The 20,857-nt window shown below is 58.8% G+C and carries 18 protein-coding genes and 1 pseudogene; 10 read left to right on the plus strand and 9 right to left on the minus strand.

The window, feature by feature from the left end:
* Window positions 1-48 precede the first annotated feature (48 nt).
* Genes rfbD through asnB form a run of 3 tightly spaced genes read left to right on the plus strand, consistent with a single transcriptional unit; the run spans window position 49 to window position 3,818 of the window.
* Complete coding sequence (gene rfbD / locus BMI87_RS20805) at window positions 49-894, plus strand: dTDP-4-dehydrorhamnose reductase (RefSeq protein WP_078523404.1); 846 nt, start codon at window positions 49-51, stop codon at window positions 892-894.
* On the plus strand, window positions 891-1,775 hold the full coding sequence (rfbA, locus tag BMI87_RS20810; protein WP_078523405.1) for a glucose-1-phosphate thymidylyltransferase RfbA: 885 nt from the start codon (window positions 891-893) through the stop codon (window positions 1,773-1,775). Before rfbD ends, rfbA begins: the two co-directional genes overlap by 4 nt.
* 42 nt (window positions 1,776-1,817) lie before the next feature.
* Entirely contained in the window at window positions 1,818-3,818 is a 2,001-nt protein-coding gene (gene asnB / locus BMI87_RS20815; RefSeq protein WP_078523406.1) for an asparagine synthase (glutamine-hydrolyzing), read from the plus strand.
* Between the two features lie 25 nt (window positions 3,819-3,843).
* Here asnB and BMI87_RS20820 read toward each other — a convergent pair whose 3' ends face one another.
* From BMI87_RS20820 to BMI87_RS20835, 5 genes and pseudogenes are all read right to left on the minus strand, one after another.
* Entirely contained in the window at window positions 3,844-4,956 is a 1,113-nt protein-coding gene (locus tag BMI87_RS20820) for a glycosyltransferase family 4 protein (protein WP_078523407.1), read from the minus strand.
* Window positions 4,957-5,063: 107 nt separating this feature from the next.
* Window positions 5,064-5,679 (minus strand): annotated as a pseudogene (locus BMI87_RS20825) (IS5 family transposase); the annotation flags it as partial.
* A gap of 272 nt (window positions 5,680-5,951) precedes the next feature.
* The gene (locus tag BMI87_RS22360) at window positions 5,952-6,743 is read right to left on the minus strand and encodes a hypothetical protein (RefSeq protein ID WP_146681714.1); all 792 of its coding nucleotides are present in this window, start codon (window positions 6,741-6,743) and stop codon (window positions 5,952-5,954) included.
* Window positions 6,744-6,958: 215 nt separating this feature from the next.
* The gene (locus tag BMI87_RS20830; RefSeq protein WP_078523408.1) at window positions 6,959-8,074 is read right to left on the minus strand and encodes a glycosyltransferase family 4 protein; all 1,116 of its coding nucleotides are present in this window, start codon (window positions 8,072-8,074) and stop codon (window positions 6,959-6,961) included.
* 852 nt (window positions 8,075-8,926) lie between these two features.
* Complete coding sequence (locus BMI87_RS20835) at window positions 8,927-9,541, minus strand: glycosyltransferase (RefSeq protein ID WP_210402506.1); 615 nt, start codon at window positions 9,539-9,541, stop codon at window positions 8,927-8,929.
* Window positions 9,542-10,205: 664 nt separating this feature from the next.
* On the opposite strand from BMI87_RS20835, the gene BMI87_RS20840 reads away from it, so the two are divergent.
* The gene (locus BMI87_RS20840; protein WP_246832764.1) at window positions 10,206-11,141 is read left to right on the plus strand and encodes a glycosyltransferase; all 936 of its coding nucleotides are present in this window, start codon (window positions 10,206-10,208) and stop codon (window positions 11,139-11,141) included.
* 575 nt (window positions 11,142-11,716) lie between these two features.
* On the opposite strand, the gene BMI87_RS20845 is transcribed toward BMI87_RS20840, so the two are convergent.
* Window positions 11,717-11,980 (minus strand): hypothetical protein, encoded by a 264-nt coding sequence (locus tag BMI87_RS20845; RefSeq protein WP_078523411.1) that lies wholly within the window; start codon window positions 11,978-11,980, stop codon window positions 11,717-11,719.
* Between the two features lie 415 nt (window positions 11,981-12,395).
* Between BMI87_RS20845 and BMI87_RS20850 the strand changes: the two genes are divergently transcribed.
* Both BMI87_RS20850 and BMI87_RS20855 read left to right on the plus strand, forming a co-directional pair.
* The gene (locus BMI87_RS20850; RefSeq protein ID WP_078523412.1) at window positions 12,396-12,659 is read left to right on the plus strand and encodes a hypothetical protein; all 264 of its coding nucleotides are present in this window, start codon (window positions 12,396-12,398) and stop codon (window positions 12,657-12,659) included.
* Between the two features lie 168 nt (window positions 12,660-12,827).
* Complete coding sequence (locus BMI87_RS20855; protein WP_078523413.1) at window positions 12,828-13,418, plus strand: 2-hydroxychromene-2-carboxylate isomerase; 591 nt, start codon at window positions 12,828-12,830, stop codon at window positions 13,416-13,418.
* 353 nt (window positions 13,419-13,771) lie between these two features.
* Here BMI87_RS20855 and BMI87_RS20860 read toward each other — a convergent pair whose 3' ends face one another.
* The 3 genes from BMI87_RS20860 to BMI87_RS20870 all read right to left on the minus strand — a co-directional run bounded on the left by BMI87_RS20860 (window position 13,772) and on the right by BMI87_RS20870 (window position 16,259).
* Complete coding sequence (locus BMI87_RS20860; protein WP_246832765.1) at window positions 13,772-14,311, minus strand: topoisomerase DNA-binding C4 zinc finger domain-containing protein; 540 nt, start codon at window positions 14,309-14,311, stop codon at window positions 13,772-13,774.
* A 248-nt stretch (window positions 14,312-14,559) separates the two neighbouring features.
* On the minus strand, window positions 14,560-15,495 hold the full coding sequence (locus tag BMI87_RS20865) for a hypothetical protein (RefSeq protein ID WP_078523415.1): 936 nt from the start codon (window positions 15,493-15,495) through the stop codon (window positions 14,560-14,562).
* A 206-nt stretch (window positions 15,496-15,701) separates the two neighbouring features.
* Window positions 15,702-16,259: a DUF6634 family protein gene (locus tag BMI87_RS20870; RefSeq protein ID WP_078523416.1), complete on the minus strand. Its 558-nt coding sequence runs from the start codon at window positions 16,257-16,259 to the stop codon at window positions 15,702-15,704.
* A 1,179-nt stretch (window positions 16,260-17,438) separates the two neighbouring features.
* On the opposite strand from BMI87_RS20870, the gene BMI87_RS22705 reads away from it, so the two are divergent.
* The 4 genes from BMI87_RS22705 to BMI87_RS20900 all read left to right on the plus strand — a co-directional run.
* Window positions 17,439-18,338 (plus strand): helix-turn-helix transcriptional regulator, encoded by a 900-nt coding sequence (locus BMI87_RS22705; RefSeq protein ID WP_210402507.1) that lies wholly within the window; start codon window positions 17,439-17,441, stop codon window positions 18,336-18,338.
* A gap of 696 nt (window positions 18,339-19,034) precedes the next feature.
* Entirely contained in the window at window positions 19,035-19,553 is a 519-nt protein-coding gene (locus tag BMI87_RS20890) for a transcription termination/antitermination protein NusG (protein ID WP_078523420.1), read from the plus strand.
* Window positions 19,554-19,837: 284 nt separating this feature from the next.
* Window positions 19,838-20,188, plus strand: coding sequence for a hypothetical protein (locus BMI87_RS20895; protein ID WP_078523421.1), 351 nt, complete (start codon window positions 19,838-19,840; stop codon window positions 20,186-20,188).
* 253 nt (window positions 20,189-20,441) lie between these two features.
* On the plus strand, window positions 20,442-20,857 hold a 416-nt coding region (locus BMI87_RS20900; RefSeq protein WP_210402508.1), incomplete at its 3' end, for a polysaccharide biosynthesis/export family protein.

Raw genomic sequence — 20,857 nt, forward strand, 5'->3', positions numbered from 1 at the left:
GCGCCCGCTGCTGGAAAGGCACGGCGTCGGCGAAAGGTTGGGCAAGGCATGATCCTCGTCTTCGGACAGACCGGCCAAGTCGCGCAGAAGCTACAGCGCCTCATGCCCGATGCGGTATTTTTAGGCCGGAATAGGGTCGATTTGCGTGGTCCCGGCGCCGCAGCTGAGGCGATCCGGGAAGCCAAGCCCGAGGCCGTGATCAACGCAGCGGCCTATACCGCCGTGGACAAGGCCGAAGAAGAGGAGGCGCTCGCCCAGGTGGTCAACGGTGACGCGCCTGCCGCGATGGCCGAAGCCTGCCGCGACCTTGGCATCCCGTTCGTTCACATCTCTACCGATTACGTCTTCGACGGCTCGGGCGACGCGCCGTTCAAGCCGACCGATCCGACCGGACCGCTGGGTGCCTATGGCCGCACCAAGCTCGCAGGCGAAGAGGCGATCCGGGCCGCAGGCGGTCCCTTCGCCATCCTGCGCACCAGTTGGGTCTTTTCGGCGCATGGCGGGAACTTCGTGAAGACGATGCTGCGCCTGTCGGAAAGCCGCGAGCGTCTGACGATCGTCGCGGATCAGATCGGTGGACCGACACCGGCCAAGGCGATCGCCGAGGCTTGCCTGGCGATGGCGCGAGAGTTGCAGCGCGCGCCCGAGAAGAGCGGCGTTTACCATTTCTCAGGCTCTCCCGATGTAAGCTGGGCAGGCTTCGCGCGGGAGATCTTCGCGCGGGCCGGGCGGGACGTGACGGTGGAGGACATTCCCACCACCGATTATCCGACGCCTGCGAAACGGCCGCTCAATTCGCGGCTCGACTGCAGCGATCTGGCCGTGTTCGGCCTGAAGAGACCCGATTGGAAAGCGGGATTGAATGAAGTGTTAACTGAATTGGGTGCGGTATGACCGAACGCAAAGGCATTATTCTGGCGGGCGGCTCGGGCACGCGGCTCTACCCTGTGACGATGGGCGTCTCGAAGCAGCTTCTGCCGGTCTACGACAAGCCAATGATTTACTACCCGCTGAGCGTATTGATGCTTGCGGGCATTCGTGAGATCGCGGTGATCACGACGCCGGAAGATCAGGCACAATTCCAGCGGGTCCTTGGTGACGGTTGGCAGTGGGGCGTCGCGTTTACCTGGATCGAGCAACCGTCTCCAGATGGGTTGGCCCAGGCCTATATCCTCGCCGAAGCATTTCTCGACGGCGCTCCCTCCGCGATGGTTCTGGGCGATAACGTTTTCTTTGGCCATGGCTTGCCAGAATTACTTGCCGAGGCGGATGCGCGCAGGACAGGCGGATCCGTATTCGGCTACCGGGTGAGCGATCCCGAGCGTTACGGCGTTGTTGCTTTCGACAAGGATGACCGCGCGCAGTCGATCGTCGAAAAGCCGGAAAAGCCTGCTTCGAATTACGCGGTCACGGGCCTCTATTTCCTCGACGGAAAGGCCTCCGAGCGCGCACGCGCGGTCAAGCCGTCCGCGCGCGGGGAGTTGGAGATTACCGACCTGCTTGAACAGTATCTGCAAGAGGGCACGTTGACGGTTGGCCGGATGGGGCGCGGTTATGCGTGGCTCGACACGGGCACCCATGCGAGCCTGCTCGATGCCGGGAATTTCGTGCGCACTCTGCAGGCGCGCCAAGGCCTCCAAGTCGGTTCTCCCGATGAAATCGCTTTCCAGAAAGGGTGGATTTCAGTCGACGCGCTTCGTGAGCGTGCAAAGACTTTCGGTAAGAACGGTTACGGCGCCTATCTCGAAGATGTCGCGCGCGGTGCGGGCAACTGAGATGCTGACCGGTTCGAACTCCTGCAAGGAAAGTCCTAAGTCATGTGCGGCATAGCAGGTCTTCTCGGTCCCTCAGGGGACCACGTGGCAGTCTCGCTTCAGGCGATGACCGACGCGATCACCTATCGCGGACCGGATGCAGAGGGCCATTGGTTCGACGAGGCCCAATCTGTCGGTCTCGGCCACCGTCGCCTCTCGATCCTCGATCTGAGCGAGGCCGGTGCGCAGCCCATGCAATCGCGCTGCGGACGATTTGTCATCGCGTTCAATGGCGAAATCTACAATCACTTGCGGCTGCGGCGGGAGCTTGTATCAGGAGCTGATGAGGTTTGGCGCGGGCATTCCGATACCGAAACGCTTCTTGCCGGGATCGTCGCTTGGGGGCTCGAAGACACGCTTCGCCGCGCGAAAGGCATGTTCGCTCTGGCGCTTTGGGATCGGCAAACCAACAGCTTGTCGCTTGCCCGCGACCGCATGGGGGAGAAGCCTCTTTATTTCAGTCGGCTTCATTTCAGTCGGCTTCACACGGGATGGGCGTTTGCCTCGGAATTGAAAGCCTTGCTCAAGTCCCCAGGACTGGAGCCCCAGCTCAGCGCGAGTGGGATCCGTGCCTATCTCGAGTTCGGCTACGTTCCAGAGGGCGCGTGTATCTTCGAAGGTGTCGAGAAGGTCGCGCCCGGTCAGATCGTCACCCTGTCCAGAGAGAGCTCCGAGGCGGCGCGGATTCCTTTCGAAGTCTTTACTGATCTCGCCGAAAAGGGGCTCTCACAGAGAGGGTATTCCGAAGGACAATCCGAGACCGTTCTCCTGGACAAGTTGGCGGCGCGTCTCGAAGAGGTGGTGGAGGAGCAGAGCCTGAGTGACGTGCCGCTTGGCGCCTTTCTCTCGGGCGGGGTAGATAGCTCGCTGATCACAAGCCTAATGCAGGCGCAAAGCCAAACGCAGGTTCGCAGTTTCTCGATCGGGTTCGGCGAATCTCGTTTCAACGAGGCGCCTTATGCCGCCGCTGTCGCCAAGCATTTGGGGACCGCGCATACGGAATTCATCCTGTCCCAACAGGACGCGCTCGATCTGGTGCCGAGCCTGCCGCAAATCTATGACGAGCCTTTCGCTGACTCTTCGCAGATCCCGACGGCGCTTCTGTGTCGCGAGGCGCGCAAGGCTGTTACGGTCGCGCTATCCGGTGACGGTGGGGACGAAGTATTTGGCGGTTATAATCGGCATGTCGTCGGCCCAGAGCTCTGGGCCCGCGCGCAGCGCGTGCCGAAGTTCGGTCGGAAGGCCGGTGCTGGACTCGCCGCAGCTATCGGGCCGTTTCTCGTGGCCGAGGAGAGCCCCGCACGCAAGATCGCCAAGCGGTTCCGTTTGCCGATTACGGCCGTCGATAAGCTTGCGCGACTGGCTCCTGGCATCGCTGCAGCGGAGAGTTTTGAAGACTTCTATCGCACTTTTTCGACGACATTCGCGCAGCCGAGCGAGGTCATGGCACATGATGCGCAGTCTGATGGTCAAGCGATCCTGCATGATGAGTTCCTCGCAAGGCTCACCCCGGCTGAGCAGATGATGGCATGGGATAGCGTTAGCTATCTCCCTGGCGACATTCTCGTAAAAGTCGATCGCGCAGCTATGCATGCCTCTCTCGAGACGCGCGCACCATTTCTGGATGCGCGTGTTGTCGAGACGGCTTGGGCGCTCCCCATGTCGATGAAGATAAAAGACGGTGTCGGGAAAGTCGCTTTGCGAAGACTGCTCGACCGGCATGTTCCGAGATCCCTCATTGATCGACCAAAGCAGGGCTTCTCGATCCCGCTCGATCAGTGGCTCCGGATGGAGTTGCGCGGTTGGGCCGAGCGGCTTCTGTCGCAGCGCGATCTTTTTGCGCTCGCCAGCCTCTCATTCGATCCGATCGAGCGGCTCTGGCAACAGCACCTCAAAGGGCGGGCCAATAGTGGCCAGAAGCTCTGGACGGTGTTGATGCTGCTCGCATGGCTTGAGGCGAATGAGACATGGCTGTCCGAGGGGCAGGGGCGTCGCGCCGCGTGATATCCTGGCGCGAGGCTTGGGTGGGTCAGCCTCGCGTAAGCCTGCCAATCGCCTCGCGATAGGCGTTCACCACTATCCGCTGATCGTATTCCCGTTCCATCTTGGCGCGACCTTCACGCCCCATCTGAGCGCGTTGCTCAGGGCCGAGCGCGAGAAAATCTTGCATCGCGTCGGCTAGGCTCGCAGCGTTGCGAACCTCGCAAAGATACCCCGAGACGCCGCGATCCACGACTGCGCGGCAGCCGGGCACATCGGTTGCGATAAGCGGACGGGCCATGGCGGCGGCCTCGATCAGGGTGCGCGGCGCACCCTCTCGGTAGGAGGGAAGCACGATGCAACTGGCCGCCTCGATCGCTGGGCGCACGTCCGAGGTCGTGCCCAGATATTCCACCATACCCTCGGCGACCCAGCCTTCGATGGTCGCGGCATCGATCGCGGTGCGGTTCTCAGAGCCCACCGCCCCAAGCAGTTGAAAGCGTGCCTCGGGATGGCGCGCTTTTGTCGTTCTGGCGGCCTCGACAAATTCCAGCACGCCTTTGTCCCGCAGCAGGCGCGCGATCATCAGGAAGGTGGGCGGGCTATCTTTGGCGGGCATTTTCTGCGCGGCGAAGCGCTCGAGGTCGATCCCCGAGCCTGGCAGGAGTTTCGCTTGGTCGCTTTTAATCAAGCGCCGGTCGAGGAAAAGCGCCGCATCATCCTCATTTTGAAAAAAGATCACTGGAAGCTCCGCAAAGGCGCGCCGATAGAGCATCTCCGCGACGCGCTGGAGTAGCCCGCCGGACAGGAAGGCCGTGCCCAATCCCGTGACATTCGGTATGAAGGGCACGCCGACGGCTTTTGCGGCCATGGCCCCGAAGATGTTATTTTTGATCGTGTAGCTCAGGACGACATCGGGGCGTTCATCACGGAAAATGCGCTTAAAGCGCCGCATCAGCTTGAAATCTTCTGCCGGGTTCAAGCCCTTCACGCTCATCTCGAGCGGGATGAAGCGGCAGCCGAGAGCCTCGAGATCCGGCACACTGCCATCGCGCGGGGCAAGCAGTGTGATCCTGTGACCATCTGCGATCAGAGCTTCAACGATCGGGCGTCGGAAATTCCAGATATTCCAAGCCGCGTTCACCGTCATGAGAATATGCATGCCGCGCTCCGCGCCAATCTTTGAAAGCAATGCCGGCCTTCTAGCGGCTTAGCGAACGGAGGGAAAGGTCGAGCTAGGGCGCGTGTACTAGCTAGGCTCAAGACACATAACCAGAAGAGCACGGCCAATGCGATGGCAGAGAGAGACCTTCGGGCATCGGTCGTAGCGGGGCTCCACGCATCGCCAGTCCTTAGGGCTGCCGAACATAATCTCGATTAGCGAGCAGCCACTGTGCGGAGGGCAGTTCACCGAGAAGGGCCGCCGCGCCGGTGTAGTCGCTCACCTCGCCCGCAGACATGAAGAACCGGATCGGGCGACCGCATGTGTCGGTCACAGCATACAGCTTGGTTTTCTTCCCGCACTTGGTTCGACCGATCAGGTGCCGCATCCTTCTTTTTACTCCGCAGGCGCGAGGCCGTGCGATACGCCTTCAGGTAAATTGCATCGATCATGATAGTCGCCGGTTCCACCGCTTCGGCGGCCAGCCACTCGAATATTTGGGCGAACACACCCATCTCGCTCCAACGCTACCAGCGGTTGTAGAGTGTCTTGGGCGGACCGTATTCCTTGTTCGGGGTGACCTCGAACCGGTGGCGGCTCGACCCTCACCGCCGTGCCAGCGAAACCCATTGCGGTTGATGAAGATTATCCCGCTTAGAACACAACGTTCATCGACCCGTGGGCGGCCATGGCTCTTTGGAAACAACGGCTAAGCCGTGCCATCTGCTCGTGGGTCAGTCAGTTAGAAAAGATTGCTCATCACATCCTCCTATAGTTGGAGAGCGTGAATCACGCCGCCAGTGGCGGTGCAAATCGATTAATGGGTCCTGAGCTCTAGTCTGCTGGCGGCTGCGCCTACCTTTCGGCACGAAAAGCATCGCAGGGTATCGCAGGGTCAAGCGAGTTCTAGCGCTTGAGTACTTCATTGTCGGTTGCCCAGTTTCTCGTCTTGTAGGTCGAAGGCGTCGGCATGCTGTCCTGACGCCATGCTGTTTTTATCGCATGAAGTCCCCACCGTATTTGTGCAGCAGAGTCCTCTCCATTTCTGAAATTTCGAAGACTTCCTTATCGTTCAGTATTTCACGAAATTTCGAGAGAGATCCTCTTTCTGGAATTTCACGACGTTCAAAACTTCCCAAAGCTTCAATCTCATCATTGCTAAAAACTCGGCTAAACTCTTTTTCCGGATCGCCTACCAGATTTTCATAATTAATAGATCGCATGTCGCTGTTAATGTCTTTTCCAGCCCGGATATACGCCAATCGGTGTGCGATTACTCTTCGTGCGCAAAGTAAATGAATGGGCAGATCTCGAATTTCGGCGGAATTCTCAATTCCGAGAAACAGGTTTGGAAAGGGTGGAGGCGTTAGAAAGGGACGGCCGCAGCCCTTGGAGTAACGGAGACGATGCTTCCAGTTTGTCGCATACTTATACCATTCCATAACTCCTTGGTGGCGGAGCATCGACGCCACCACCTGATGCGTCGGACGATTGGGGTAAATGAAGGTGATTCCTTCAAATTTTTTTGACCAGTGCTGGGTAAAGAAAAGGTTGGGATGATGTTGGTCTAGAAATATCGGCCCGTCTTTTGAGATGTGTTCACGATAATAATTTTCTGTGGTGCTAGACGGAAGCTTGTGGTGAATTGCGGCTTGGGCGACATCCTTTAGGATCCTCGGGTGCTCCCTTCCTTTTTGTGGGTCATTTATATTTTTAAATCCATTTAGCAGGCGTGTGGTGAAATGTGTTCCGGAGCGCCCGGTTCCAACTACGAAAATTGCTCTCAATTTGGGTCTCCTGGGAGGGTTAATATTTGTTATGCGCTTGCCGCGTTCGTTTTTCAATTTCGGATAGTTCTTCGACACGCTCGCAGTTCTCACTGTTGTCCGCAATTTTCATGGGTTTACGTGAAAAGTGGTATGGTGCCGTTTTTGACTGACGATAATGATGGCGAGTGCCGCATTGTCGATAGTTCGCTAGTACTGTTCGCATTTCGATTGATTTACTTTGCGTTGGAATGACTTGTCAATTGTGCCCAGGTATGTCTCACCACTATCCGCTGATCGTATTCCCGCTCCATCTTGGCGCGACCTTCACGCCCCATCTGAGCGCGTTGCTCAGGGCCGAGCGCGAGAAAATCTTGCATCGCGTCGGCTAGGCTCGCAGCGTTGCGAACCTCGCAAAGATACCCCGAGACGCCGCGATCCACGACTGCGCGGCAGCCGGGCACATCGGTTGCGATAAGCGGACGGGCCATGGCGGCGGCCTCGATCAGGGTGCGCGGCGCCCCCTCTCGGTAGGAGGGGAGCACGACGCAACTGGCCGCTTGGATCGCCGGGCGCACGTCCGGGGTCGTGCCCAGATATTCCACCACACCTTCGGCGACCCAGCCTTCGACGGTCGCGGCATCGATCGCGGTGCGGTTCTCAGAGCCCACCGCCCCAAGCAGTTGAAAGCGTGCCTCGGGATGGCGCGCTTTTGTCGTTCTGGCGGCCTCGACAAATTCCAGCACGCCTTTGTCCCGCAACAGACGCGCGATCATCAGGAAGGTGGGCGGGCAATCTTCGGTGGGCATTTTCTGTGCGGCGAAGCGCTCGAGATCGATCCCCGAGCCTGGCAGGAGCTTCGCTTGGTCGTTTTTAATCAAGCGCCGGTCGAGGAAAAGCGCCGCATCATCCTCATTTTGAAAAAAGATCACTGGAAGCTCCGCAAAGGCGCGCCGATAGAGCATCTCCGCGACGCGCTGGAGTAGCCCGCCGGACAGGAAGGCCGTGCCCAATCCCGTGACATTCGGTATGAAGGGCACGCCGACGGCTTTTGCGGCCATGGCCCCGAAGATGTTATTTTTGATCGTGTAGCTCAGGACGACATCGGGGCGTTCATCACGGAAAATGCGCTTAAAGCGCCGCATCAGCTTGAAATCTTCTGCCGGGTTTAAGCCCTTCACGCTCATCTCGAGCGGGATGAAGCGGCAGCCGAGAGTCTCGAGATCCGGCACACTGCCATCGCGCGGGGCAAGCAGGGTAATCCTGTGACCGTCAGCAATGAGAGCTTCAACGATCGGGCGTCGAAAATTCCAGATATTCCAAGCCGCGTTCACCGTCATGAGAATATGCATGCCGCGCTTTGCCCCGCTCTTCGATCCGGTCGTGAGCCTCCTATCGGATCGGCGGGGGAAGGGAAAGGCGGGCTGGGTTGCGTGCTCTTGGCAAGGCAAGATAGCGCACCGCTATTCGAGCCCGCATGTCCTTCAAGCGCGTTGTGGGCGAGGGAGGAGAACTTCTTTTGAGGCGACGGCCGAGGAAAAATCTGTTCGACCCTCCTATAGGTGCTTCCAGCGGAGGATGAAACCGACCTTGCTTTCGTCGCCTCGCAGACAAGCTATCTCCCGCTCGCCGCATAGGCCCCAGATCCCGACCCATTCCTTGATCGCGAGATCCAGCGTGTCGAGATGGCCCGCGAGATCCCAGCCAGTATCTTCGAGAAACCCATCTGCGTGATAATCGACAGGGTAGGGGACTGAGCCAGAAACCCTCCGTTACGAAATCAATTCAGAAGTCCCAGGGGTGCTGACGGGAAACAGAATCGACCCGCTCCTCTCTTGGGGGGTAAGCTCAGGGAGAATAAGGTGCGACCCGGTCTTGCACTTTGCGGCTCGTTAATCTCCCAGATCGGAAGATCTTCAAGCCGCGCCGAGCGACATCGTTGCCGATAGTCTTTTCGATCCCCCTTTGCAGGGGGACACTCCCCTTTCGGGGCACAATTCTCAAACGCAAAACTTCGTCGAATTCTCGAAGAATAATTGTGTCTAATCGTTGTAGATCCTCCTTTCGGAAGGACCCAAAGATCCTTCCGAAGAGAGAACACTAACCGGATCGCTCATAGATAATATGCGCGCAAAGTGCTGAAGTAAATAGAAAAATATCTCTAGGTTGTGTGGCTGCGCCTGACGCAGGGTAAGCGGCAGCACCTAGGCGCCAGTGCGACGCATCAGTGATGCGTCGTCCACTTTGTTGCCGCGGATCGCGCGCCAGTCTTCGCCCATCTTCTCGCGAATGCGCGCAAGGTTGCGATTGCTCACGCCGCCCAGACGCATCTTGTAGAGCACCTCGGGGATATAGACCGAGCGACCGGTCGCTTGCGAGAAATAGCGCAGGATGAAGTCATAGTCGGCCGCGATCCGGAAGCTGGTGTCGAAGGTGCCGAGGCGCTCATAGACCGAGCGCCGGAGATAGAGGGTGGGGTGGGCCGGCATCCAGCCGCGCTTGAGTTTCGCCGCGCTATAGGGACCTGTCGCCCAGTGTCGGACGACCTTTCTTGTGTCCGCTTGCGAGACATAATCGAGATTGGAAAAGACCGCCTCGACCTGCGGGTCCTCAAAAGCGGCAGCGACCCGGGAAAGCACGTCTTCATGTGCGAGGAAGTCGTCGCTGTGGATGAAGCCGATGATGTCACCGGACGCCTTGGCCACGCCGGTGTTGAGCGCATCATAGATCAACGGCCCAAATGCATTCGGCGAGGGGAGGCCCGCAGCTCTCGGCAAATCTGCTTGATCGGCTTTGGTCTCGAACCAATCGCGACTCAATGACTCAATCCTGAAAATACGCTCGCCGAATCTTCGTAATCGTCTCCACAATTAAAACCCCACAATGTGCTCCCCGATGACCTCAGGGAGCATCTTCCACATCAGTGTAAATGGGGGGGGGCATTGTTGGGCGCCGATTGCCCCGCTACAGGGGCAAAATTGCATGCCTGTTCACATCTGCCCCTTCAATGGAGGAGCTGTCCCGGTTTTCAACGTGGGAATGCCGTGGCGAATCTTCGCGCAGTTTTCTGTGTCGTCGGGGCAGAGCTGCTTCCCGAAATGACATCTGATTTGGCGATTCACTGTCAACGCGACACAAATTTTGACAGTTCAAAAAAGTCAAGTCAGGTTTGCCATAGCATTTGTAGCGCAAGGGCGCTGGACCAGGGCATTTGCCTTGCTCTCGGCCGCTGAATAGAGAATTACTAAGCGGGTAGTAAAAATTCGATGTCGAAGCCATCTGTTTCTTTCTGTTTGAGCCAGTGGCAGTGGTGGGGGCCCGATGTCACAGTTAATAGTCGCTTCAATTGCTTTTGCCGCGTCCTTTATTACGGGCCTGGTGATCATTTCTACCCAACGCCATCACGGCATATTTACGTTGGACGGCGATCACGGAGTTCAGAAAATTCACGACGCCCCGACGCCGCGGATTGGAGGGCTCGCGATGTTGTTGGGCGCCTGTCTCGCGGCGCTCATGTTGCCCGCTGAGGCGCGAAGGCTTTGGTGGATGATTTGCCTCTGCGCGCTGCCCGCGTTTCTTTCCGGCGTGATCGAGGACGTCACCAAGAAAGTCTCCGCGAAATGGCGTCTGGTGGCGACGGTTCTTGCCGGGCTGATCTTCTGTTTGGTGTCTGGCTATCATATCGAGCGGGCGGATATCCCGGGGCTCGATTTCCTGCTTGGCTATCCGGCCTTTGGCATAGCGTTGAGCGTTCTGGCCATTGGCGGCATCGCCAATTCCCTGAACATCATCGATGGGGTGAACGGGCTCGCTTCGGGCTCCGCGATCATTGTTCTGAGCTGTTTTGCGATCCTTGCGGCGCGATCGGATGATGTAGCACTTCTTGCGATTTGCCTTCTGATGATCGGCGCGATTGCAGGTTTCTTCGTGCTGAACTTCCCTGCTGGAAAGCTCTTTTTCGGTGATGCCGGGGCCTACACGACGGGGTTCGTGCTCGCGGTGATCGGGATCATGCTGCCCGCGCGCAATCCGGAATACTCGCCGCTGATCGCGGTTCTGGCCTTGTCCTATCCCTGGATCGAGACGCTTGTGTCGATCCGTCGGCGCGCGAAACGCGACGGGACAAACCCCGGAGAAGCGGATCGTCTTCATTTGCACAGCCTTGTCTACCGTAGCCGTGCCAAGCGTATGGCGATGGCGATCGGTATGCCTCGGATGCGCAATCCGCTTACAAGTATTCTTCTCTGGCCGCTCTCGTTGATCGCCTGCACGATCACGGTCATCGCGCCCGGCGATCCCCTGCTGCTTGGCTGCGGGGTCGGAGTGGTCTTCCTGATCTATCTGCTGATCTATCGCCGCGTCGCGCTGCTGAGCCGCCTTCGTCGCGCACTGTTCGAACAATTCGCTCAGCGCGCCTGACAGAGGGCAACCTATGAGTTGCAAGCACTGAATAATTGTCACGCCAACGCAGCTTCAGGTAGTAATCCTGTGCTCGGGGGGCGGAAAAATAAGGTTTTTTGAACAGTAGAGATGGCCCGCGCTAAAATTGCGGAAGGCTTGAGTATCTCGATCTCCTCCAAGACGTCGAGAATTGATTATGTCCGAAGCGGCCGGCGTTCAGGCCATCTATGACGTGAAGCTTGATGCCCAAGATTTGAGGTGTGTTGTTGAGCAAGGTTGCAAAACGTAAGGGCTTAGCACTTCGATTTTTCAAATGCGAAGCCTGTTGGCATCGGATCCGTTTTGGCGCGAACCGATGTGGCGCTTGCGGTCGAAGTGCGCCGCTCCTGAACCGGTCAGGCTTTTGGGGATTTCTGCTTATGGTCGTGCTGTTTGTCGCGGTCGTGTGGATGATGCGGTGAGCGGCTTCTGTTCACTGGTTGGTGCGTGGCGCGTTATCGGAGGAAGGGCGTGCGCCTCAGAGCGCTTGGGGTGAGCCCGACTCGACGAAGAGTTCAGCCCATCGGCTTGGCGAAGCTGTGTTCAAGCAACGTTTACTGAGCAAGCGCCAAGGGAAACGGGCAGGAGCTTTGCAAGTGCGTGGCGACTTGGTGAGCCTTCTGAGGAGAGAGCCCCATCTCGCTCACGAAGGGGTTCTGAAGCTCCGGAGGGACTTCGGAAAAGAAGGCGAAGACGGGGCCGATGGTGCTCTTTGCGGCATCGATATCCGAGATGCTTTTGGCGAGCTGATGAGCGGACAGGTTCGCACAATAGGGTGCGTTAACCGTTCCAAGAACAAGGGACGCGATCTGCGACATGGCCCTTCTTCCTCTCACCATCCTCAGGCAACACGCCCGAGGTCGCATGAGATAATATATGTTCCTGTGACTGGCTGGATCAATATCGCAACGGTCCGTTGAGCGGGTCGGCGGCCCCCCCCCTTGAGCCCGACACACTCGAATTTGTTGCACGGAAACTCTCGCATCGCCCCGAAACGATCTTCGCGCTCCGATATCTCTTTGCCAAACTCTTGACCCTAGGTAGTATCAGTATCCGGTCGGGGCATCCGAGCAAGGGGATCGGGGCTATCCTTTCGACATCCCGGCGAGAAGCGATGGCATCGTCCTGACCACGGCGCGGCGCGCATGCGTGGGGTCTGCGCGCTGCGCCCTCCGGGCAGTCAGCCAACTGCCTGCACATACTGAGTTCCAGCACATCGTTTGGCTCCGGCGCATGGCGAGCCACGATTTCAATATTCGCAGCATCGACGGGGACGATATGGAGAGCGGGAAGCCCTATGCCGCTCGGCGTGTCCCGAATGCCGCGGATCATGCCTGCGTTATGGCTCGCGGCGCGGGCGCTCGAGACCGCTTTACCGGCGCGCTCGCCGTCTCCCTTCTCCGTCTGGTGGCTGGCACGCCGATGTCGCTGAGCTACGCGATGGAGAACCTGCATGGCTTCGGTGCCGAAGGCAGGCAGAGGCTCGCAGCCGTTTGAGATACCAATTGTCATGTGGGTCGATCGCCGCGATCAGGTGTTACGCCTCGAACTGCCTCGTTCTGATCCGTTGCCGGCAGCCCGTGACAGGTCTCCAGTTAGGCAGATCGGCGCGATCGTGATACTATTTTGTAATGAAGCTATCCGGCGGAGAAATGGGAGAAATGCATGGCCATCGATTTCTGGTTCGCGATTGGCAGCACCTATACCTATTTCCCGGTTATGCGCCTCGACGCTGTCGAAGCTCAAACCGGTATCCGCTTCAATTGGCGTCCCTTCAATTTGCGACGGGTGCTGGTCTCGATGAACAGCGTCCCCTATGCTGACAAGCCCGCGAAACTTGCCTACATGTGGCGCGACATCGAGCGCCGTGCCAGAGGTTTCGGGCTCACGGTCTCCATGCCTCCTCCTTACATGATTGACGACCTCGTGCGCGCAAACCGCATCGCGCTCCTCGGCCTGAAGGAGGGCTGGGGCAAGACTTATATTCGTGCCAGCTATCGGCGCTGGTTTGCCGAGGGCCAGGATGCCGGCGCTGAACCCAACTTCTCCGAGAGCCTGCGAGAGGCGGGTCAGACCCCCAAAGAGGCGCTCGCCCGCGCCGATGCCCCAGAGATAGCTGAAGCTTTGGAACGCGACACCGACGAGGCGGTCTCGCTGGGTCTCTTCGGCGCCCCCAACTTCATCGTGGGAAAAGAGATTTTCTGGGGACACGATCGGCTCGACGATGCCATCGCCTGGCATCAGCAGGCCAGCTGAAACGGCCTGCAATCTGCGTTCAGTTCAGGCACCCAAAATGCGCATTGTAATCGGGCCGCCCCTAGGGTCAAAGCCGCCGCTCGGATATGGAGCGGAATGGCAAAACAGCTCCGTGCGCAAGGTGGCGCAATGCCCACCGTGGTTGCGATCCTCCCAGGGACAGTCTTTCAAACAGGGGGTGCTCGTTTTGCTGTATTCATAAACCCCGCTTTCAAAGCATATCAATGGCTTACGGCGGGGTGAAGGTGCTCGATAAATGGTATGCCACAGCGCGAACCGCGCACCCGAAATGCATATTATCGAGCACCTGCACGCGCTGTGGTTTGCCTGCTCGATAATATGCATTTCGGGTGTCATGTGTCGTTTATCGAGCACCAAGGCGCCTGTCCCGCTCCTTCGAAGACCGGCGTGTTTTCGCGCTCGAGTCGACCGTCGCGTCTACTCTCGCGAGGGGCTCGTATCTTCGCTTTGCCCCGGCCGTCCGGAAAACGCACGGAGCCAAGGAAGACACCGTAGCGGCCCTTGCGATCAGTGAGCCAGCCTTCACCGCAATTGGGGCAGGCTGGTTGCCCCGCGCCGCAAGCTGGACAGGTCACCTCGCCGGTTTTCGCATCGCGAACCAGCAATCCCGCGCCGCATTGCGGACAGGCGGGCATGCGATTGCCGCACAGCATTACGTGTTCGCAGCGATACCAGCCCGAGCCGTCTTTACCGGGCATGTAAATCAATCGCCTGCCACGTTGGCTACAGATATGTTGTCGCTCCGAGACTCCGTGAGGGTGCTCGATTTCGTGGCGCGGGCCATCGATCAAATCGCGGACGAAGATCGATGGCCGCGCTTCCGAGGCGAGCATGGGCACCGTGTTGCGTGCGCGTGTCATCGCGACATACATCACGCGGCGCTCCTCGGCATTTTCGAATGGCTTTGCCTCAGAGGAGACTAGCGTCAGGAGTGGATGGTCAACGATCTGCGAGGGGAACCCCATGTGGCTATTGTAGCCCCCAAGATTATCACAGGGTCCAATCGGCCTCGCAGGAGGACGGTCCCGCGAGGCGCGGGACCGTTTTGTTCATGTGAGAAAGGGAAGATTCCGGAGGCAGGGCGCGTGGGGCGAATGCCCAGAACGAGCCCTCGGATCGGTTAGGCGCTTACGCGCCCTTCGACCTCGGCCAGTTCGGCGAAGATGGCATCGCGCAACTCGGGCCGGTAAATCTCCGATTTCACCTTTAGGTGCTTACGATATGCCGCGTGCGGCACCACCCCATCCGGGAACCTCTCGATGAGGCGTTTGTGGATTTTCTTTTCCGCCCGCAGCGCAGCGCGTCCGGTCGCGAAGTGGACTTCGGCGAGGATCCGATATGGCAACACCTTTTGCACGAAGAGCTGATATTCGAAGCGCGAGTAGGTGTTGCCGGAGAAGCCGAGTTTGAGGACGGTTCTTTTGCCAAGATCGATTCCCGCGAAATAGATCGAACTGGGTTCATTTGACCAACCTTTGCCGCAGCTCGGACATTGGAAACGCTGAGTCTTCATGTTGCCGACCGACACCCGGCACGTCGCGCCGCACCCTTCAGCGTGGCGGTAGAGGCGGTATTGGTCGTTACCCTTTGGATCACGCCCGATGAGTTCCCAGCCCGCCAACGCGGCTTCCGCTTGTTCTCGTGCATGGAGGCAGATTCCGCAGCGCACGTTTGTTTCTCCGCGCGCCATACGTTCTACGATTTCGAACTGGCGGCGAACTTCGTGACCGCAAGTCAGGCGGTAGAAAGCGTATTTCCGGTGGTCGGGGTCTCGGCGGAGCATTTCAAGCCCTGCTCGTCTCCCGGTTTTGCGCCAACGTTTTTCCTTGCAGTTGGGGCATTGCGGTTGGAACGCCATTAGGACGCTGTGACGGCAGACGAACGTTCCCTGACACTCCTTGCATTCGAGGGCAAGGTTGTCCTTGTTCTTCACACGCGCGAGGACACGGTAGCCCTTTTCGGCAGCGGCGGTGTGCCATTGCGGATGGATCGGACCGGGCCAGATCGGGTAAGTTTCGCCGCGGATGGTCATGGTGGTCGTGGAAGTCTGGGTCATGAAAGAGCCCTCCGTGAAAATGTGCAGTATAAGCGGGCGCGACAGACCGCACCCGAGTGGGTCACGATTGACCCGAAGGTAGGCGTGCTAGGAAACGGGGCTCCAGGAGGGGGCGGTATCCAGCTCAAGCCCGTCGAGTGGATTGCGGTTTTTTTGCATACAGCGATCGAGATGCAGGTCTGCCAACATAACCACGTTGGACATGATCAAGATCTCTGATCGGCGCGCAGGAGTTTTGCGCTGGCAGAAAGGCGTCCATCTTTTTGCAAGGTTTTCAGAAAACTTGGATCGTATAAGCCCAAGCGATAGAAGCGGTTGCAGCTCCGCGCCCAGCCCTGAGACGGTCGGAGGTTCATGACCGGAGATGTTCGAACCCGGGCGCCCTCGCGCAGATGCGGGTGGCCGGAGACTCGCCCGACGAGTAGTGGCACGGCGTCTTCGACTATAGCGCACCACGAGTCTAGGAGAGGCGCGGCTGATAGCTCCCCGGTCGCTACGCAATCTCCGATTGCGGGCGCCTGGTTGCTGAGCGCTAGGACCCATTTTATAAAGAGCGTGGCGTCGAAGGTTCCGTCCGCGCTCGATCCGCCTTGTCCGCCGAGGGCGCGATCTGCGAGATAGGTCTGCAGGAGCGGAGTAAGCGCCGGATGTTCTCGAATGCGCTGCTGGGTGCCGCCGAGATCGAGCATCCCGGGAAGGTTGACGTCGGGGAGTCCAGCAATGATCTCGAGGTAAGGCTGGAGTGCCAGTTTGGTCTTTGTCATGGGCAGGGTCGTCCTTCACTCATTGACATTGTTTGGCGCCCCGAGTAGCAATGTCGCCATTGGTGGGGCGCGTGCGGATTTCGGTTTTCGGCATGAGCCGACTGGCCCCGGACTGTGCAGTGTCCAGGTTGTCAGCCATGGCGAAAGGCGCAGGCCGACAGGATGTCGACCCGGGTGATGGGTGGGTGTGTTGTGGAGTAAGTGTCGCCGCCGTGTGCGTCCAAGTGCGGGCGGTTCACTTAAACAAAAAAGCTAAGTTTCTATCGTGGGGCTATCCTCTCTGGGTCTATCGAACGCCACCATTCTAGGGCGGCTTCGCCCTCGAGTAAATGGCCCAATTATCTGATAATAAACGATTTTTCGCACGGGCTTTATGGAGGTTAATGCCTTGATCTTGCTTTCTGACGTGCCGGAAATCCGCGTTTTTTCGCACGGGCAAGGGCTGGCTCGCAATTAGCTCCATCTTGGCTGGAAGAGTGGATTTCCTCCTGGACTTGCGAATCGGAATAAATGGAGAGGGGCTCCTTCAGAATGGTTAGGCTTCCGCCGGTGAAGTGTGCATCGGGATAGAGGTGAGCCGCCGGCCTCTTGGATCTTGGAGACGGACAGCCAAATCAGCTTACCAAGGCTCTGGCATATCGTCTTGATCGTCTGACGGGGAACTCGCGTCACTTGGCTGTCCACGCAGGATCGCCCTTGCGCGGGCCAAAGGATCTTCGATCCGGCGCGCTTCGATCGCCGCGATCTCGCGCTCCAGTCTCTCGAAAATCGGGGCGTAAAGCATCTTTTCGAGCATGAGTTCGGCGACCTGCAGCCGGGCCCTCACGAGCCGCGCGAGAAGCTCTTCGTCGGATTTGGTGAACCCAGCTGCGCGATGAGATTTTCGCCTATTTGGCGAAAAAGGGCGCTGGGCCATGGCATGCATCTCCTGAGGCCGCGCGAGCGAGGCACGGCGGGGACGGGTAAGGTGATCCGGGGCGCGGATCTGCTGATGCGTTCAGTCTAAGTGCCGAGGCTGAAAAAATCGGGTTCTCGATTTTTTAGGAAGTAGAGAAAATTTCGCAGGAGCCGATTGCCGTAAATTTTCGCGCGCACCGATGGCGCAGCGCTAGCGCTAGAGGTTGCGCTTTGTCGCTTTTTCTTTCTATCTGTGAGCTTCCTATGGAAAGATTTTCGCACATGGCCTTTTCCGAGCTCTTGAGAGCCGAACGCGCGGGGCGCGGGCTCACGCAGGCTGAACTTGCCTCCGGCGCCAATATCAGCATCCCGACGGTGCGCGCTCTGGAGAACGGGGCAGGCACGCTCCTTTCGCTCGAGGCCGTTTTGCCGATCCTTGGCTTGCGCTGGCGTATCGCAAAGGCCGGTGAACATATAGGACATGTGCTCGCGGAGCGACGGCGTGCGCGCGGTTTTTCGCAGCAGGCTCTCGCCCGCAAGATCGGCTGCAGCCGCGTCACGGTCATTGCCTTGGAGGCGGAGTTTTCCGGGCGTGTAGCGACACTTTCCGCAGCATTCCGGCTGTTCCGCATCCGCAATCCTCTGGAGCAGAGCGAGCTGGCGAAGGGGCGGGGGCTGGTGCCGCCTAAGAATGACGCGGCACAGGACCGGGTCATGACGCCGCCTAACCTCGCCGAGGCGATCATCGAACATTTTTCGCATGCAATGGCCGGACGTGTCCTCGATCCGTCGCGCGGGGAGGGGGCGTTCTATAACCACTATCCGGATCACGTGGAGCGCCATTGGTGCGAGATCAGCGAGGGACGCGACTTTCTGGCATGGGGCGAACGGGTGGAGTGGGTCGTCACCAATCCGCCCTGGTCAGAGCTGAGGGCGTTCACACAGCACGCAATGCGCGTCTCGGAAAATATCGTCTGGCTTGCGCCGCTTACGAACCTGACGACGAAGGCGCGGTTGCGAGATATTGACGCAGCCGGATTCGGAATTGCGGAATTGCTCTTCGTCGACACACCGAAGAGCTGGCCACAGAGCGGCTTTCAGATTGTCGCGGCGCATTTGAAGAAAGGGTATACGGGGCATTGGAGGGTCACCCAACTCGGCACCGAGGCCCAAAGCTCTTAGCATCGCCTGTATGCAACCGGTGTCGGTTCTATCGGGCCGATGTTGCCGCCGGTTGTGACCGCCTCCTTAATCTTTATTCTATTATCGGTCCGGCAAGGCAGCCTCATGGCCGAAGAGGAGACGGATTTGAGGCACCTGACGCAAGCTGACACGGCGGAAGCTGTTCTGCTCGACTATGTCGAGCGATGTGGCTTAATGGACAGGCTTTGCCGAGGCAGTGGGCGCGTCCCAATGTAGCTAATTTACCAAAAGATTTCCTAGTCCAAGGCGCAAGGGGCCCTTAGACAGAGAGAGATCGTCCTGGCCGCCCCCCAGGCATGATCCCTGTCAGGACGGTCCTGCGGTCCCCGCTATGTCACTCGCGGGGGCCGCTCACTCCAGCCGAAGAAACTGACTTTTCGTTAACCAAGCTGTGAGAGCCGCCGGACTGGAAGCCAGCGATACCGCGCGTGCAGCTTTGGCGCCCAGGTGCCGACCAGCGACAGGTTCAGATTCAGGAGTTGTAGGTTGCCGATGTCGAATCTCGCGATCAGGCCTCACAATATGTCTGCGCGCACCGACCAAGAGGGGATCCGATCCAAATCGCGGGGCCAGGAAAACAGTTAGGGCAATCGATGCTGATCCGAGCCCGCGCGTTTGAGGTTGAATGCCCTGCCACATTCGTGGTGAGCTTGTTCATATTTGAACGGGTGGGATATGGTTTCACTGGATTCCGAAGCAGCTTGGTTCCTGGCGCAGCTCAAGCCCAACAGCGCGGCGATTGCGCAGGCCCATCTCGAGCGTCAAAGCATTGCGAGTTTCCTTCCCACCGAAATGCGCACGCGCCATCGGGCAGGGCGCTTCGATACTCGGCTTTGCCCTCTGTTTCCCGGGTATCTCTTTGTCTCCTTCGATCCCGGCAAAGGGCTTTGGCGCAAGATAAATGCCACCCGCGGGATCACGCGCCTCGTGAGCTTCGGTGGTGTGCCGCGACCTGTGCCTTCCGAAGTCATCGCTCAAATCGCCGATCGTTGCGATGCCGCGCACTGTCTTCAGGCACAACGAGAGTTTCTTGAAGGCGAGGAGGTGCGTGTCGCTTCTGGCCCATTTGTCGATTTTGTTGCGAAAATCGAACGCATCGATCCGGACCAGCGTGTCTGGTTGCTGATGGATATGATGGGGGCTGCGACGCGCGTTGCGGTGCCCGCGTCGGAGTTGCGCCCGAAGGAGCGATGATGGTTGGGAGTGACGGCGGTCAGGTTCCCTGCGTTTATTGAGCCTCCGATTCCTCAGGCATCCAAGCCTGACCGGGAGCTTCGCGATTTGCTGCGGGTCTCACGCAGTAGATGAAACGCCTGATGGGCAAGAAGCAATAAGCTCGGTGTTTGGCCGCTCTGTGGATTTTGTCCTGTCAATCGGCACGCAATCTTGGCTCTGAGGGGAACCTCACTGGGCCGTGTCCGGGAAATGGTGTAAGCTCCACTTCCATATCATTTCGATCAGCCGATTTGGAGGTTCTGATGGCCAAACTGATTACGGCTTCCGTGGCGATTGCAGCGGTCGTCGCTTCAAGCCTGCCCAGCCTCGCCCAAGGTGTGCAGGCTCCGCCGAACCTGAGCCAAGAGGCGCTCGTCGCCTGGGCGCAGCAGGTCGATATCTGCAACGGGGCGCGAGTGCTGGGCGCTAAATACACCATTGAGGGTGAGGCGCAGGTGACTTGTGCGCAGCGCGCCGCTGGCAATCTCGGTGGAAATACGTCTTTCGTGATGTTGATGGTCGGCGCAGGTCTTGCCGCAGCGGCTATGGGTAGTGGCGGCGGTAATGGGACAAGTTCCACGAACGGGACGAATTCCACCAACGGAACGAACTAAGTTCGAGCGGCCACCTGCGGCTCAAGATCCGTGCGCGATACCCGTGCGAAATACATGGGCGTCTTGGTTGAAGCGATTTCGTCGCACCGGCAAGAAAATAAGCAAGCAGAAAGCCGAACCATGCGGTTTATACGCAGTGAGGAGTTGGCATAGGCGCATGGCTCCGCTATCCAGTTAACGTCCGCTCCTGATGTCTGCGGAGCTTTGAATATGACGGTTGCGCAATAGTGGCGCACGACCCAGGAGGGCTTTCATGGGGGCAATAATGAGGATTTTCGTGGCGCTCTGCGCGTTGCTCTTTTTGGCCTCCTGCGACACCTCGACCACGAATTTCCCGGTCAACACCCGCAATGTCAGTTCCGTCGAGGATCCGGCGGCGGGCGATGTCGCGATCGTGCGGCTCAGCCTCGCCAACGTCGCCACCTTCGGCGCGCCGTCCGATCTGAGCGGCGGGCGGACCACGCTGCCGTCGAACGGCTACTGGAACTACCGGATCGGGCCGGGCGACCTGCTCGATATCGTGGTTTATGAGCATCCCGAACTGACCTCGCCCGCGGGCTCGACCCGGACGCCCGCCGAGGGTGGTCTGCGCGTCAATTCGGACGGCACCTTCTACTATCCCTATGTCGGCAACGTGCGCGCCGCGGGCCGCACGCCGGAGCAGGTGCG

It is taken from the genome of Thioclava sp. F28-4, assembly GCF_002020045.1.
Lineage (GTDB): Bacteria > Pseudomonadota > Alphaproteobacteria > Rhodobacterales > Rhodobacteraceae > Thioclava > Thioclava sediminum.